This is a genomic window from Brevundimonas sp. NIBR10, from assembly GCF_027912515.1.
In the GTDB taxonomy this organism is placed as follows: Bacteria; Pseudomonadota; Alphaproteobacteria; order Caulobacterales; family Caulobacteraceae; genus Brevundimonas.
This window is the reverse complement of sequence record NZ_CP115464.1, coordinates 830,895-845,957: the sequence shown is the minus strand read 5'-3', so window position 1 is coordinate 845,957 and position 15,063 is coordinate 830,895. Positions and strand designations below refer to the sequence as shown.

Sequence of the window (15,063 nt, the reverse complement as noted above, 5' to 3'; positions counted from 1 at the left end):
AGGAACGCAGATCGACGAAAAGTCGACGCCGGGATCGCGATCGAACGCCATCCTGACCGGGCCTCGCTTCCGTCCGCACAGGGCGCGTCCGGGGAGGGACGGGGTGGCTGATTTTCTGACGTCAGACGGCCTCCGTCTGAGCTACCGGACCTGGGGTCCGACCGACGGAACGCCGGTGGTGCTGCACCACGGCTTCGCCGCCAACGCATCGACCAACTGGGAGAGCCCGGGGGTCGTCGCCGCCCTCGTGGATCAGGGCCGCCGCGTGGTCGCGATCGACGCTCGCGGACATGGCGCCTCCGACAAACCCCACGACCCCGCCCGCTACGGCGAGGTCCGGATGGCGCAGGACCTGGGCGAACTCGTCACCCGGCTCGGCTGCGAGGCGATCGATCTCGTGGGCTACTCCATGGGGGCGGTCGTGTCCCTGGTGTTTGCCTCGACCGACCCGCGTGTGCGCCGGCTCGTTGTGGGCGGTGTCGGCGAGGGGGTCGTGGTGTGCGGCGGCGTCGACCTGCGCGCCCTCCCCAGCGTCGCCCTGGCCGAGGTTCTCGAAGCCGACCTCATCGCCGCCGATACCGATCCCGGTCTCGTGGCCTTTCGCGCCTTCGCCGAACTGATGGGCTCCGACCGTCTGGCCCTGGCGGCCCAGGCGCGGTCGATGCATCGCGACCCGATCGCCCTGGACCGGATCACCGTCCCGACACTGGTCCTGGCCGGCGACGCCGACCCGCTCGCCGCCCATCCCGACAGACTGCGCCAGGCCCTCCCCGACGCCCGGCTCGTCAGCCTCGCCGGCGACCACCTCGGGGTCGTGCGCAACCCGGAATTCGCCCGGGCGATCGTCGATTTCGTCACTTGAATCATAACAGCGGCACAAGCCGCACAAGGAGGAAGCCATGAGACTGAGGATCCTGTTGAACGCCGGCGCGGCCGTTGGCGCATTGGCCTGGCTGGGCCTGGGGCTGGCCGATCCGGCGGCCGCCCAGTCCCGCGACGAGTCCCCCAGCACGGTCGACGACATCGTCGTCACCGCGCAGAAGCGCGAACAGAGCCTTCAGGACGTGCCGATCGTCATCACCGCCCTGAGCCAGGAGACCCTGTCCAACGCGGGGGTTCGTGACATCAAGGACCTGCAGATCCTGACGCCCGGCCTGAATGTCGCCTCCACCGGAGGCGAGGCCTCCACGACGGTGCGGATCCGCGGCGTCGGCACCGTGGGCGACAACCCTGGCCTCGAATCCTCGGTCAGCGTGGTCATCGACGGCGTCTACCGACCCCGCAATGGCGTCGCCATGGGCGATCTGGGCGAACTGCAGCGGATCGAGGTGCTGAAGGGACCGCAAGGCACCCTGTTCGGCAAGAACACCTCCGCCGGGGTCATTAACGTCCTCACCGCCGCGCCCTCCTTCACCTTCGGCGGCCAGGCCGAGCTGACCGCCGGCGCCTATGACGCCCTGGGCGCGTCCCTGTCGTTGACGGGCCCCTTGATCGCGGATCGTCTCGCCGGCCGTCTCTATGTCGCCACCCGGGAACGCGACGGCTTCTATTCGGTCAGCACCGGCGCCGGTCCGCGCACCGAGACAAAGGATGCGAGCCAGGACTTTTACACGGTTCGCGGCCAGCTCCTCTTCACCCCGACGGATACGCTCGATGTCCGGATCATCGCCGACTACACCCGGCGCGACGAATTCTGCTGCGCCGGCGTCCAGATCATCAGCAGCGGCACCGCGGCGCTTATCGATGCGCTGGCGCCCGACTCGGGCGTCGCCCGCCCGGCCGCGCCTTTCGACCGGCGCGCCTGGCTGAATCGCGACACAATCCAGAACATCGAGGACAAGGGCGTATCGGCTGAAATCAATTGGCAGACCCCCTGGCTGGGCGACGCCGTCCTGACCTCGATCACGGCGACGCGCAGCTGGTTTTCCAACGGCTCGGCGGATCTCGACTATAGCTCCGCCGACATCTGGCAGCGCCCCTATGGCTCTTACAGCGCCGGCTTTGACCAGTTCAGCCAGGAGCTGCGTCTGGCTGGCGCGACCGATCGTCTCGAATGGCAGATCGGGGCCTTCTATGCCGATGAGGATCTCGCCAGCCAGACGCCGGTGATCTTCGGCGCCGCCTACGAGACCTATTTCGGCCTGCTGTTGTCGGCCGGGGCCGCGCCCGGCCTGGTCTCGGTCCTGACCGGTCTTCCGGCGGGGACGTCCTTCACGCCCGGCTCGGGGCAGCTCGACACCTTCGCCCAGACCAGCCGAAGCGTCGCCCTGTTCACCAACGAGACCCTATCCGTGACCGACCGGCTCAAGCTGACGATGGGCCTGCGGTGGACCCAGGAGAAGAAGTCGCTCGACAGCCACTACACCAACCTGCCGGGCAATAACGGCTGTGGCGCAGCCCTGGGTCGGCTGCCCGCCATCGCCGCCATCGTCGGCGCCGCCGCGACGCCGACGGTCGTGGGCAATCTCTGTCTGCCCTGGACCGATCCGGCCTTCACCAACCTCACGACCCGGCAGGACCGCGACGAGGATCAGGTCACCGGCACGGCCAAGATCGGCTACGACTTCACCGACACCGTCATGGGCTACGCCTCCTACGCCCGCGGTTACAAGGCCGGCGGCTTCAACCTGGACCGGGCGCGCAGTTCCATCGGCGTGGCCCAGACCGACACGTCCTTCGCCGAAGAAACGGTCGATTCCTATGAGGTCGGGCTCAAATCCTCCCTGTTCGACCGAAGCCTGTCGCTCAACGGCGCCTGGTTCCATCAGCGGTTCGAAGGCTTCCAGCTGAACGCCTTCACCGGGGTCAGCTATATCGTCAGCTCCATCCCGGAAGTGACCTCCGAGGGACTGGATCTCGACGCGCTCTGGTTCACTCCCATCACCGGACTGTCACTCCAGGGCGGCCTGACCTACGCCGACACCCGGTACGGCGATTTCGTGCCCGTGACCGGCGTCTCCCCTCGCCTGCCCGGCGCGCGTCTGTCATTCGCGCCGGAGTGGTCGGGATCGCTGTCGGCGAATTACGAACGCCCGCTCGACGGCGGCGTGACCCTGCGTCTCAGCCTGGCCGCCAAATACAGCTCTGAGTATAATACCGGCTCGGACCTCGCGCCGCAGAAAATGCAGGAGGCCTTCACCGTCGTGAACGGCCGCATCGGCCTCACCGGGCAGGACGACCGGTGGACGGCCGAGCTCTGGGCGCAGAATCTCTTCGACGAGGACTACTACCAGGTCGCCTTCGACGCCCCGCTCCAGTCCGGAGGGTTCAACGCCTTCCTGGGCGCTCCCAGAACCTGGGGCGTGACCGTCCGCAATCGCTTCTAGACGGCTTTCCCGAACTGCCGGAGCGGCTCCCGGCCGCTCCGGCGTCTTTTTGGCCGGCCGCAAGGGCCGATGCCAGCTCGGCGCCGTCAGGGGGCGGAGGCCTCCACGCGAACAACCTCGCCCAGACCCAGGGCGCGGATACCGGCCTCAACCTTCGACATGTCGCCCACAATCACCCACGTCAGGGTCGACGGCTTGAACAGGGCCGCGGCCTCCGAGGACACCGCCTCAGGGGTCAGGGCCTCGTACCGCTGCCGCAGCGTCGCCGCATAGTCATAGGGTCGCCCCTCCTGGATGTTCTGGGCCAGTTGCTGCATCGTCTCCCAGGCGGTCTGGTAGGACCCGGGAAGGCTCCCGACCTCGCCATTGATCACAGGCGTGAGTTCCGCCTGGGTGATCGGCCGGCTGGAGCCGATTTCCGTCACCTCCCGCACCAGTTCGGCCAGAGCCGGCGCCGTCTTGTCCGTCTGGACCGAGGTGCCCGCCTGCCAATAACCCTGGGTCTGCAGGCGCCTCAGGCTCGTGTTGGCCCCATAGGCCCAGCCCTTATCCTCGCGGATGTTCATATTGATCCGCGACGAGAAATAGCCGCCCAGAACCGTGTTGGCGGACCGGGCGACAAAGGCTTCCTCGTCCGGGAGGATCGGCGTGGTGAAGGCGCCGGTGATGACCGATTGCTCGGCGCCGGGCCGATCGACCAGCAGGATCCGGGGCGTCGTCCGCGCGGGCGCGACAGGCCGATCGCGCGCCACACCGGCCGGACCGACCGGACGCCAGCGCCCGAACGTCCGTTCCAGCTCAGGGCGGATTTCCGCCAGGGTCACATCGCCGACCACCAGAAGGCGACCGTTTTCCGGACGGATCCAGGCGTTGCGGAACGTCAGCAGGTCGGCCCGGGTGATGGCCGCCAGCGACTGCGGATTACCGGCCAGCGGCTCACCATAGGGATGACCCTCGCCGAAGATCTGGCGCATCAGGACGCGGTCGGCGAGCGCCGTGGGATATTTTTCCGCGTCCTTCATGGCTTGAAGCCGTTCGTCGCGGATCCGGTCGATGTCCGCCTGCGGAAAATCGGCCTGGGTGACGAGATCGGCGAGCAGTTCCAGGGACGGCTTGAGGGTGCGCTTCAGGGTCAGGGAGGCGACCGATCCCCAGTCCCGCGAACCGCCGACCATCAGCATCGCGCCGTCCGCCTCGGCCCGGCGCGCGATATCCGCCGAAGACAGGCCGCCGGCGCCTTCATCCAGCATATCGAAGGCGAAGGCGTTCAAACCCTCCTTGCCTTCGGGATCGGCGGCGACCCCCACGTTCATCAGCAGGTTGACCGCCACCGTCGGCGCCCCGCGGTTGGTCACCACATCGACCCGCAGGCCATTGGACAGGGTGGCGGTCTCCAGCCCCGGCATCACCAGATCCCGTGCCGGGCCGACGGGGGGCATGACCGATCGATCCGCGCCCGTGGCTGTCACCGCCAGAGACGCGCGCGGCAGGACCGTCACCGCATGGGACCCGCGGCTGAGATAGAGCCGGGTGGCGTCGCGAACCTGGGCCGGGGTCGCCGCCAGGGCCAGTTCGATGTCCTCAACGCCGGCGTTCGGATTGCCGCGATAGAGTTCGCCCTCGGCGAGAAGGCCGGCGCGACCGATCAGGAAGGCCCGGTTCTGAACCATCGCGGCCTCCTGGGCGGTCGCCTTTCGCCGGACCTCGTCGCGGCTGGGCCCCTCGGCCATGAAGCGATCCAGTTCCTCCTGCACGACGGTTCGAATGCGGGGGATATCGTCTGGTGATCGCGGAGACACCCTGAGGGTCACCATGCCGGCGACCTCTGCGGTCATGGTCTGCAGATAGACGTCGGTCGCCAGCTTGTCGCGAACGACCAGCCGGTCATAAAGCCGGGACGTCTTGCCCTCACCGAGGGCGGCGACGCCGAGAGACAGATACACCGCCTGCGGATCGCCGAGCGCCGGAGCCGGCCAGGCCCGGTAGAAGGCGGACTGGGGGACATTGTCGTACTGAACCTGTTCGGATTCATTGAGCCGGACCGGCACATTGGCCTCAAACCGCGTCGGCTCGGGGCCGCCCGGAATATCCCCGAAATACAGCTCCATCTTCTGGCGCGCCGTCGCCGGGTCGATATCCCCGACAAGGACGACGACCGCATTGTTGGGGGCGTACCATTTCTTGAACCAGCCATGGACGTCCTCGACCGAGGCCGCGTCCAGATCCGCCATCGAACCGATAACCGAGTGGTTGTACGGATGATCCGGCGGGAACACATTCTCGTCGAGCAGATAGTCGACGAGGCCGAAGGGCTGGTTGTCGCCCTGGCGCTTTTCGTTCTTCACCACCGCCCGCTGTTCATCGAGCTTGGCCTGATCGAACGCCGCCAGGCTGTGACCCATCCGGTCCGATTCCAGCCACAGGGTGCGATCGAGACCCGCCGTCGGCACCGTCTCGAAGAAGTTCGTCCGGTCCAGCCAGGTCGTGCCGTTGATCTCCAGGGCGCCCATTTGTTCGATGGCGCCGAACCAGTCGGTGTTGTGGTGCTCCGACCCGTTGAACAGAAGGTGCTCGAACAGGTGGGCGAAGCCGGTCTGACCGTGCGGCTCGTCGCGCGATCCCACGTGGTACCAGACCCCGACATGGACGAAGGGCGTCGTATGATCCTCATGGACCACGACCCGCAGTCCGTTGCCGAGGGTGAAGCGGGTGTAGGGGATCGCGAGATCCGACGCCGCCGGCGAGGCGGACGAGGCGACCGCTTCGGCCGCCGGGGTCCCGGCGGCGGACGGGAGCGACGCCGCCCGAACCGGAACCGCCAGCGAAAGAGCCGCGACCAGGGCGAGACAGGAGGTAGAGGTTTTCATGACGGTCCTTGACCCGGCTGAACAATGGCGGCCGGCCTCGCCCTGGTCCGCACCCTGCAGGCGGACCTATGCGCAATCCTTGCGGTCATGACGGGTCCGGCGCGCCGGACCCGTCATAAGGTCGGATGCGATCAGAAGGCCTTGGCGATCTCGAGGAATCCGGTGCGTCCACGAACATCGTAACGGCTGCTGTCGTAGGGCGTCGTCGAATAGGCGCCGACGTATCCAGCTTCCGAGCCGATCAGATTGCGCACCCCGGCCGTGATCCGCACGCCGTCCCGCCAGGCGGAGCCGGTGTTGTCGAACGTATAGCCGAGGCTCGCATCCGCCTTCAGATAGTCGTCGGCGCGGCGGTCCTCGCCCGTGTTGAAGGCGGCATAGCCATAGGAGGGGCGATAGGTGAAGGCGACGTTGGCCCGCCAGTCCCTCCGGGTCCAGTTCAGGGAGGCCACCGCGACATAGCGGTCCGCGCCGGTGATGTTGTCGCGACGCGCCACCGCATCCAGGCCCGGAACAAGTTCGTCGTCGAGCCTGAGGGTGAAGGTCGCATTGAAGGACGCCGTGAACAGGCCCAGGTCCCCCGCATCCACAGCGTATTCGCCGCCGACATCGATCGTTTCGGAAACCCGGGAAGACAGGTTGATGGCGTTGATGTTGACCTGAACCAGATTGCCCGCGGCGTCCCGCACGGCCGTGCCGGGGAACTGGTCGGGGTGGGTGAACACATATTCCGCGAAGTCGCCGAACAGCAGATCGACCGTATTGCCCAGGAGGTTCTCGAATCGGGTGACATTGTAGCCGACGCGGACATTCCAGGGCTTGTCCTGCGGGGCGTAGTCGAAACCGAGCGTCCAGGTCCTGGCCGTCTCGGGCTGCAGGTCCGGATTGCCGCCCGAGGACAGGGTCACGAAGGCGATGTCCGGCCCGCCCGGGGCGGCGTAGTCGAGCAGGGGAATCGTGTCCGGGAACAGTTGGGTCGGCAGGAAGAGCTGGCGCGGATCGGGGGTACGGAAGGATTCGCCATAGGTGGCGCGCAGCCGCAGCGCTGTGAACGGCTGCCACAGCAGCCCCACCTGGGGACTGAACTGCGAGAAGCTGCGGTCATCATCGGCAGCGCCGTCACTGTCGAAATCCCCCGCGAGCGCATACTCTTCCCAGCGTCCGGCCAAGGTCAGGCTCAGGCGGCGCGCGAAGGCCTTGTCCTTGAGCAGCGGCACATCGACCTGGGCGTAGACCGAGGTGATGTCGCGCGGCAGGGTGTCGGTGTTGAAGGTCATGGCCGAGGTGGGCGACCCCGAATAGTCGAGCACTTCGCGCCGGAACTCCGCCCCGGCGGCGAAACGGACCTCACCGGCCGGAAGCGTGATCAGGCCGCCCGACAGGCCCAGATTGGCGCCCGTGACCCGCGATTCATTGGTCAGGGTTCCCGTATCGCCCACAAGCGAGGACAGCAGGGCGTCGTTCTGCGCGGATCCATTACCAAACAGGTTGAGCGCCGTCGCCAGCGTCGCCCCGGCCAGGGCGTCGGCAAAGGCGTCGGAGAAGAGGTCGAGCCCCCGCGAGGACGACTCCGAGGTTTCGCGCGAGAAGACCGCATAGGCGTCCAGCGACCAGTCGCGGATCGGCAGGCTGTATTCGCCGCCGAGATTGATGTGGAATCGTTCATCCCGGGACCGCGAGGTGTTGCGCGGAAGAACCCCGCGTTCGACCTCATTGGCGAACAGATAGCTGACGAAGACGTCCTCTCCGAAGCGGTTGAACGCATTGGTCTCAGGCACATAGGCGAAACTGACCGACGGGGCCTGGCCGATCTGGCGCGTGTCCGTGCGGCTGTAAAGCGCGTCCACATACAGGCGCAGCTTCTGGCTCACGGTCTGCTCCAGATAGACGGTCGCGCTCGACTGCTCGCCTTCCGGACGCAGATAGAGCGGCAGGATGCTGACCGGGACGATATTGGCGTCCGACAGGTCCGCCGGCGTATAGACAACGCCCGCCGAACTCGCCGGCAGCGCGCCGTAGCCATAGACGACGCCCGGCTGGGAGAAGCTGGTGATGCGGAAATCGTCGCCGCCCCGGTCCCGGTAGTCCATCGATGACAGGCCGTAGTCGGCGGTCCTGACCGGATCGGTCTTGCTGTAGCCGAGGGTCGCGATCATCCGGCCGCCCGACCAGTCGTGGCTGATGACCTGCGACAGGCTCGTCCGGTCGGCGCCGTTCTCTCCGATCTCCTGGCGCACCGTGGTCTCGAACCGGCTCGGCAGATCGGTCTTGAGGATGACGTTGATGACGCCGCCGATCGCATCGGACCCATAGATCGCCGAAGCGCCGTCGAGAAGCACCTCGACCCGTTCGATGGCGTTGGCGGGAATGCTCGACAGGTTGAAGGTTGAGCCGTCGAAGCTGGCCGAGCCCGCCACCCGGCGTCCATTGATCAACACCAGGGTCGCGTTGGTCCCGAGACCGCGCAGATTGGGCGCCGATTCCCCCAGACTCTCGGTCGACTGGTTCTTCGACGCGAACGAACTGCTGTTCAGGGCGGACAGGTTCTGCGGCAGCAGATTGATGATCTCCTCCGCCGTCGCCGCCCCGCGCGCCCGGATCTCTTCCTGACCGATGACCACGACCGGCGAAGCGACCGTGCCGCCGCGGATGCGCGTCCCGGTCACCGTCACCGCCTCGACCTCGTCGGCGGTGGGCTCGGCCGTCTGGGCGTGGGCGCCGCCGGCGGCGGTCAGGGTCAGGCCGCAAAGGGCGGCAAGGCCGACGCAGCCCAGCAGGCGGCGGCGGTCGGCGATAGGCGTTGTGATCATGGTAGTCCCCCTTGGAAAAAGCAGTGTTGTCAGCGCGCCGGGTCGTCAGGCCCGGAGTCGATGGGTGGGAAGGCGAGAACGAAGGCGGCGCCGCCGTCCTGCGGCGTCTCGACCGATATCTGGCCGCCATGCAGCGTCATCGCCTCGGAAACGATGGCCAGTCCCAGCCCCGCCCCGGCCTTGTTCGGCGGCTGTTTGAAAAAGGGCTTGAACAGGTGAGGCCGGTCGGCTTCAGCGACCCCGGCTCCATGGTCCCGGATCCGCACCTGGCGGTCGGCGCCCACGGTCACCTCCACGGCGGTTGCGGGCGCCGTGTGGAGAAGGGCGTTCTCCATCAGATTGACGACGGCGATCCGGACGATCTCGGCGTCCCCGGCGATCATGGCCGACCCGTCCTCGACATAGGTCAGGCTCTTGCCGGCCGCGATGGCGATCGGCGCGTATTCGATACAGACCTCGCGCACCAGCCCGTTCAGGCTGATCGGATCCAGCCGGGGCGCGACCGCCTGCCAGGAGGCGAGCTTCAACAACTGGCTGATGATCTGGGACATCCGGCGCACGTCGCGCTCGAGCTGGTGCCTGAGCGCGCCCTCGGGAAGCTCGCCCAGCCGGCCGCCCAGGATGGCCAGCGGCGTGCGGAGCTCGTGAGCGGCGGCGGCGGTGAAGGTCTTCTGGCGCCGGACCGCATCCTCGATCTGGAAGAAGGCGCGATTCACAGAGCGCACCAGCGGCAGGATTTCGCGCGGCAGGCGCGCCTCGGGCAAAGGGGTGAGGACGCCATCCGGTCCCAGATGGTCCGCGATGGCCACGACCGCGCGAAGAGAGCGGGTGGCCAGGTAGAAGACGGTCAGGATCACCAGGCCCACAAACAGGGCGACCAGCGCCAGGCTCTGGCCGTATCGGGTCAGCTCGGTCCTGAAGACGCTGCCGAAGGCCTCGCGTCGGGTCACCACCGCGGTCCGGACCGCCCCGACCTCGATATAATAGGGCGCTTCATCACACCGCCGGGCCTGGACACGGCCCGCCCCGTCCGCATCACGAATGTCCAGGGCCGTGGTCTCGACCCCGCACGCGCTTGCGCCGTCCTGCGGCGCCGCCGGTTCGCGCCACCGTCTGGGCGGACCGCCGATCGTGAACCGGTCGCGGGGCGTATCGATGAAAAGCCGCAGCTCCGGATTGGCCCGGCGCGTCCGCATGAGGACGTCGGACGCCTCCAGGCGGGACCGGTCTATGCGGCCGTCGGGGGCGATTGCGTCGCGGGCGTCCGCAACGAGCAGGTTCAGGGAAATGTCCGTGCGATCGAACCGCGCGGCGTAGGACCCGATCGGCGCCAGGATCAGGATGAACAGGGACAGGGCCGTGGCCGCGACCGATCCGGCGATCAGCGAGGTGACGATCGACGGGTTGTCGCGCCCGTGGGAGCGGCTCATGGCGCCTCCTCCCTCAGGAGATAGCCGATACCCCAGATGGTATGGATGATGACGCCGGCGTTCGCCTTGCGCAGTCGCCCCCGGAGCCGGGAAATCTGGGACTCCAGGGTGTTGGACTGGACCAGTTCATCGAAGCCGTAGACGGCCTCTTCCAGCATTTCCCGAGGCGCGACATGGCCTTTCCGGCGCAACAGGGCTTCCAGGATCAGGCCTTCGCGCCGCGGCGCCTCGAAGGGCGCGCCATGCACCAGGATCTGCCGGTTCACAGTGTCGAAGGCGACACCGCCCAGGCGCAACCATTGTTCGGTCTCCCGATCGGGACGCCGCAGCAGGGCCTTGAGACGCGCGAGCAGTTCTTCCGGGGCGAACGGCTTGGCGAGATAGTCGTCGGCCCCCGCCGCGAGTCCGGCGACCTTGTCGTCCGTCTGATCGAGGGCGGAGAGGACGAGGACGCGCGGCGCGGCGTCAACCGGGCAATGCGCCAGCAGAGACAGGCCGTCTCCGTCCGGAAGACGGCGGTCGAGGATGATCAGGGGATAGGCGAAGCTTCGCACAGCCTCCATCGCTTCGCCAAGCGTCGGGACCCGGTCAACGACGTAGCCGCCGCTGGTCAGCAGACGTCCGAGGACCTCGGACAACTCTGTTTCGTCTTCAACGAGAAGGATGCGCATCGACCACCGTGCCGCTTGTTGGAGGCACTAGTGTGACAGGAGCTTGCGGAAAGCTTGCGCAGCATTTGAGCGAGCGGTTTTGCGTGGCGTGTTGGTCAAATCTTGCGCCTTCGCGACGCGCGCGTGACGATAATGGCACAATCTTGCCGCCAGACCTCAGATGCGCAGGGACTTTAGCGGTGGCCTTGTCCGCGCCTTCAGGTCTGGAACCTGTCTCTCCCCTCATCGTGAGGCAGTCCGTGGGCCTCCAGCGCAGCCCGCCATAAAGGGGGAAGTCCGACCGGACCGTCGGCGCTGCGGCGAACGAGCGTGGCTTCACAGACCGCCACACATCGCCCGTCCTGAAACGCTCCCTCGACGACGGTCCAGGAGGTCCGGCCGATGCGAAGCACGCCAATCGCGATCACAAGATCGGCGGGATAGAGCGCGTCCCGCAGAAAGTCGGTCTTCATCGCGGCGACCACAGTCGCCCCGTTTGGAAGGTGTTCGCCGCCGCCCAGCGCCTGGACGAACCGGACCCGCCCTTCCTCGAACAGCGACGCCAGGGCCACATTGTTGAGGTGCCGGTTGAGGTCCTGGTCGCCGAACCGCGTCCCCAGGCGGCACTGGAAGGGATAGGCGTCGAGACGGGTCAGGGCCGGTGCGACCCGTTCTGGCCGGGCCGTCACGTCTTCGCTCCACCGCGAGGCTGCGGGCTGTGGAGCATCAGGACAGGGCCGGATTGGCGACATCGCGCAGACGGCCATCCGTCCGGGCCAGATCGACGAGAAGATCGGACGGGGCGAACTGCGGTCCAAGCCGCCCCGCCAAAGTCCGGAGGCGCTCGACGACAGAGGCCAGGCCCTCGGCGTCGGCCCAGTACATCGGCCCTCCCCGCCAGGCTGGCCAGCCATAGCCGTTGCGCCAGACCACATCGATATCCGAGCCGCGCAGCGCCTTATGTTCGGCGAGGATCTGTGCGCCCTCATTGACCATCGGCAGGATGAGCCGGTCGAGGATCTCGGCGTCGGCGATCTCGCGTTGCGGCGCGTCCAGATCGAGCCGGTAGGCTGCGATCAGATCCTCGGCGGCCTGTGAACGGATCGCCTTGCGGTCCGCAGTATAGTCATAGAAGCCCGCGCCGCTCTTCTGGCCGCGGCGGCCCGCTTCGCAGAACCGCTCGCGCAGCGTTCGCCCCCTGGACGTTCGCGCGTCCCATCCCAGATCGAGCCCTGCGAGATCCCCCATGCGGAACGGGCCCATCGGCAGACCGAAGGCCTCGATGACCCGGTCGATGGCATAGGGGCTGGCGCCCTCGAGCACCATCGCTTCGGATTCCCGCTTGCGGATCGCCAGCATCCGGTTGCCGATGAAGCCATGGGCGTTGCCGGCCACGACAGCCGTCTTGCCGATGCGTCTGGCGAGCGCAAGCGCCGTCGCAACGACGGCGGGAGACGTCTTCGCGCCTTTGACAATCTCCAGCAGCTTCATGATGTTGGCGGGCGAGAAGAAATGAAGCCCTACCACATCGTCGGGACGACCGGTGGCCGCAGCGATCGCGTCGATGTCCAGGTAGGAGGTGTTGCTCGCCAGGATCGCCCCCGGGCGAACCCGGAGGTCGAGTTGCGAGAAAATCTCGCGTTTGACCTCCAGCGTCTCGAAGGCGGCCTCGATCACCAGGTCCACATCGCTGAGGGCGGCGAGGTCTGTCGTTGAGGACAAGGCCGTCCGGATGTCGCGATACGCCTGCTCGGTCAGACGCCCGGCCTCGAGATTGCGCGTGAGCGCAGCAGCGATCACCGCGAGACCTCGCGCCAGGGCTTCGGGCGCCTTCTCCATCAGGACGACTTCCACCCCGCCCTGCAGCAAGGCCAGGGCGATTCCCGTTCCCATCGTGCCGGCGCCGATAACGCCGACGCGTTCGACGCTGCGCGTGACCGCGTCCTCCAGACCCGGAACACGGGACGCGGCGCGATCGGAGAAGAAGCTGTAGCGCAGGGCGGCCGACTGGGGGCCGGCGCGCAGGGCTTCGAAGCCGGCGCGCTCGACGACCAGACCCGCCGCAATCGGGGCATCGACGGTCTCGCGCACGACCTCGACGATCCGGCCCGCCGCAATCGCGCCGCGGAACCGACGGGGGTTGTCAGTGACGAAGGCTTCAATGTCCGCCGCCGCCCCGGGCGGCCAGGGCAGGTGACCGGTGCGACGCAAGGCCCTGGAGGCCGCCGCGGCGCGAACCCGCCCGGCCGCTTCGTCGACAGCCTCGCCCGGCTCCGCCACCGCGTCCACCAGACCCCAGTCCAGGGCAGTCTGGTGACCGATCCGGACCCCCGAGGTCATCATCTCGAGCGCGCGGGGGACTCCGACGAGGCGGGGCAGCCGCTGCGTCCCACCCGCGCCCGGCAACAGGCCCAGCGTCACCTCGGGCAAGGACAGTTGCGCGCCGGTCTCGGCGATCCGGATGTGGCAGGCGAGCGCCAGTTCCAGACCGCCGCCGAAGGCGACGCCATGCACGGCGGCGGCTATCGGCTTTTCGAACGCCTCGATGACGGCGAGAACCTCGGGAAGAAGCGGTGCGACCGGCGCCTCGAATTCACGGATGTCGGCGCCGCCGGACCAGAGTTTGCCGGCGCCGCGCAGGACGACCCCGTCGACTCCGGCGTCGAGGCGCGCCGCCTCCAGCGTCGTCAGAAGGGCCTGGCGGATCACATGCCCGAGGGCGTTCACCGGCGGATGATCGATCGTCAGGACGAGGACGCGGTCCCGACGCTCGGCGGTGATGACGCCGTCCATCAGGAAAACGCCTGCAGGCCGGTCTGGGCGCGACCCAGGATCAGGGCGTGGACGTCGTGGGTGCCCTCATAGGTATTGACGGCCTCCAGGTTGCACATGTGCCGGATCACCCCGAACTCGTCCGAGATTCCATTGCCGCCATGCATGTCCCGGGCGGTTCGGGCGATCTCGAGCGCCTTGCCGCAGTTGTTGCGTTTGAGCAGGCTGATCGCTTCAGGCGCCAGCGTCCCCTGATCCATGCGGCGGCCCGCGAAAAGACAGGCGCCAAGCCCCAGGGTGATCTCGGTCTGCATGTCGGCGAGCTTCTTCTGGAACAGCTGGGTCTGGGCCAGAGGCCGCCCGAACTGGTTCCGATCAAGACCGTACTGCCTGGCCGCATGCCAGCAGAACTCCGCGGCGCCGAGCGCCCCCCAGGCGATGCCGTACCGGGCCCGGTTGAGGCAGCTGAACGGTCCCTTCAGCCCGACGACATTGGGCAGCAGCCGATCCTCGGGAATGAAGACATCCTGCATGACGATCTCGCCCGTGACCCAAGCGCGAAGCGAGAACTTGCCCTCGATTTTGGGGGTTGAGAGCCCCACGTCGCCGCGCTCGAGAATGAATCCGCGAATGGCCTCGTCGTCGGTTTTGGCCCAGACGACCAGAACGTCAGCGACGGGTGAGCTGGTGATCCACATCTTCGCGCCGTTCAGCACATACCCGTCGGCGACCTTTCGCGCCCGGGTTTTCAGACTGCCCGGGTCCGAACCGGCGTCGGGCTCTGTCAGTCCGAAGGACCCGATCCATTCGCCGCTCGCAAGCCGGGGCAGGTAGCGCTCACGCTGCGCCTCATCGCCATAGGCGTGGATGGGATGCATGACGAGGCTGGACTGAACCGAAAGCGCGGACCGATAGGCCGAGTCCGCGCGCTCGATTTCGCGCGCGACGAGACCATAGGCGACATAGGAGACGCCCGGGCAGCCATAGCCGTCGATCGTCGCCCCCAGAAGGCCGACCTCGCCGAACCTGCGCATGAGATCCCGGTCACAGGTCTCATGCCGGTTGGCGTCTCGAACGATCGGCATCAGCACCGATTGGGCGAACTCCCTGGCGCTTGCCGCGATCAGGGTCTCCTCCTCGCTCAACAGGGAGGCGAGGCCCAGCGGGTCTTCCCAGGCAAAGGCGGGCGAGGCGTGTGAAGCGGCCAT

At 67.5% G+C, this 15,063-nt stretch carries 9 protein-coding genes; 2 read left to right on the top strand and 7 right to left on the bottom strand.

Annotation, left to right across the window (positions count from 1 at the left end):
• Window positions 1-103: 103 nt before the first annotated feature.
• Both O5K39_RS04025 and O5K39_RS04020 read left to right on the top strand, forming a co-directional pair.
• Complete coding sequence (locus O5K39_RS04025) at window positions 104-862, top strand: alpha/beta fold hydrolase (RefSeq protein ID WP_271146000.1); 759 nt, start codon at window positions 104-106, stop codon at window positions 860-862.
• A gap of 37 nt (window positions 863-899) precedes the next feature.
• Window positions 900-3,326, top strand: coding sequence for a TonB-dependent receptor (locus O5K39_RS04020; RefSeq protein ID WP_271145999.1), 2,427 nt, complete (start codon window positions 900-902; stop codon window positions 3,324-3,326).
• Window positions 3,327-3,412: 86 nt separating this feature from the next.
• Here the strand turns inward: O5K39_RS04020 and O5K39_RS04015 are convergent, their stop codons facing one another.
• The 7 genes from O5K39_RS04015 to O5K39_RS03985 form a co-directional block, all read right to left on the bottom strand.
• Window positions 3,413-6,193, bottom strand: coding sequence for a pitrilysin family protein (locus O5K39_RS04015; RefSeq protein ID WP_271145998.1), 2,781 nt, complete (start codon window positions 6,191-6,193; stop codon window positions 3,413-3,415).
• Window positions 6,194-6,324: 131 nt separating this feature from the next.
• Window positions 6,325-9,003: a TonB-dependent receptor gene (locus O5K39_RS04010; RefSeq protein ID WP_271145997.1), complete on the bottom strand. Its 2,679-nt coding sequence runs from the start codon at window positions 9,001-9,003 to the stop codon at window positions 6,325-6,327.
• 29 nt (window positions 9,004-9,032) lie between these two features.
• Window positions 9,033-10,433, bottom strand: coding sequence for a HAMP domain-containing sensor histidine kinase (locus O5K39_RS04005; RefSeq protein WP_271145996.1), 1,401 nt, complete (start codon window positions 10,431-10,433; stop codon window positions 9,033-9,035).
• Complete coding sequence (locus O5K39_RS04000) at window positions 10,430-11,104, bottom strand: response regulator transcription factor (RefSeq protein ID WP_271145995.1); 675 nt, start codon at window positions 11,102-11,104, stop codon at window positions 10,430-10,432. The genes O5K39_RS04005 and O5K39_RS04000 overlap by 4 nt, the downstream gene beginning before the upstream one ends.
• A 197-nt stretch (window positions 11,105-11,301) precedes the next feature.
• Entirely contained in the window at window positions 11,302-11,772 is a 471-nt protein-coding gene (locus tag O5K39_RS03995; RefSeq protein WP_271145994.1) for an acyl-CoA thioesterase, read from the bottom strand.
• A gap of 37 nt (window positions 11,773-11,809) precedes the next feature.
• Window positions 11,810-13,876, bottom strand: a complete 2,067-nt coding sequence (locus tag O5K39_RS03990; RefSeq protein WP_271145993.1) for a 3-hydroxyacyl-CoA dehydrogenase NAD-binding domain-containing protein — start codon at window positions 13,874-13,876, stop codon at window positions 11,810-11,812.
• The gene (locus O5K39_RS03985) at window positions 13,876-15,063 is read right to left on the bottom strand and encodes an acyl-CoA dehydrogenase (protein WP_271145992.1); all 1,188 of its coding nucleotides are present in this window, start codon (window positions 15,061-15,063) and stop codon (window positions 13,876-13,878) included. The genes O5K39_RS03990 and O5K39_RS03985 overlap by 1 nt, the downstream gene beginning before the upstream one ends.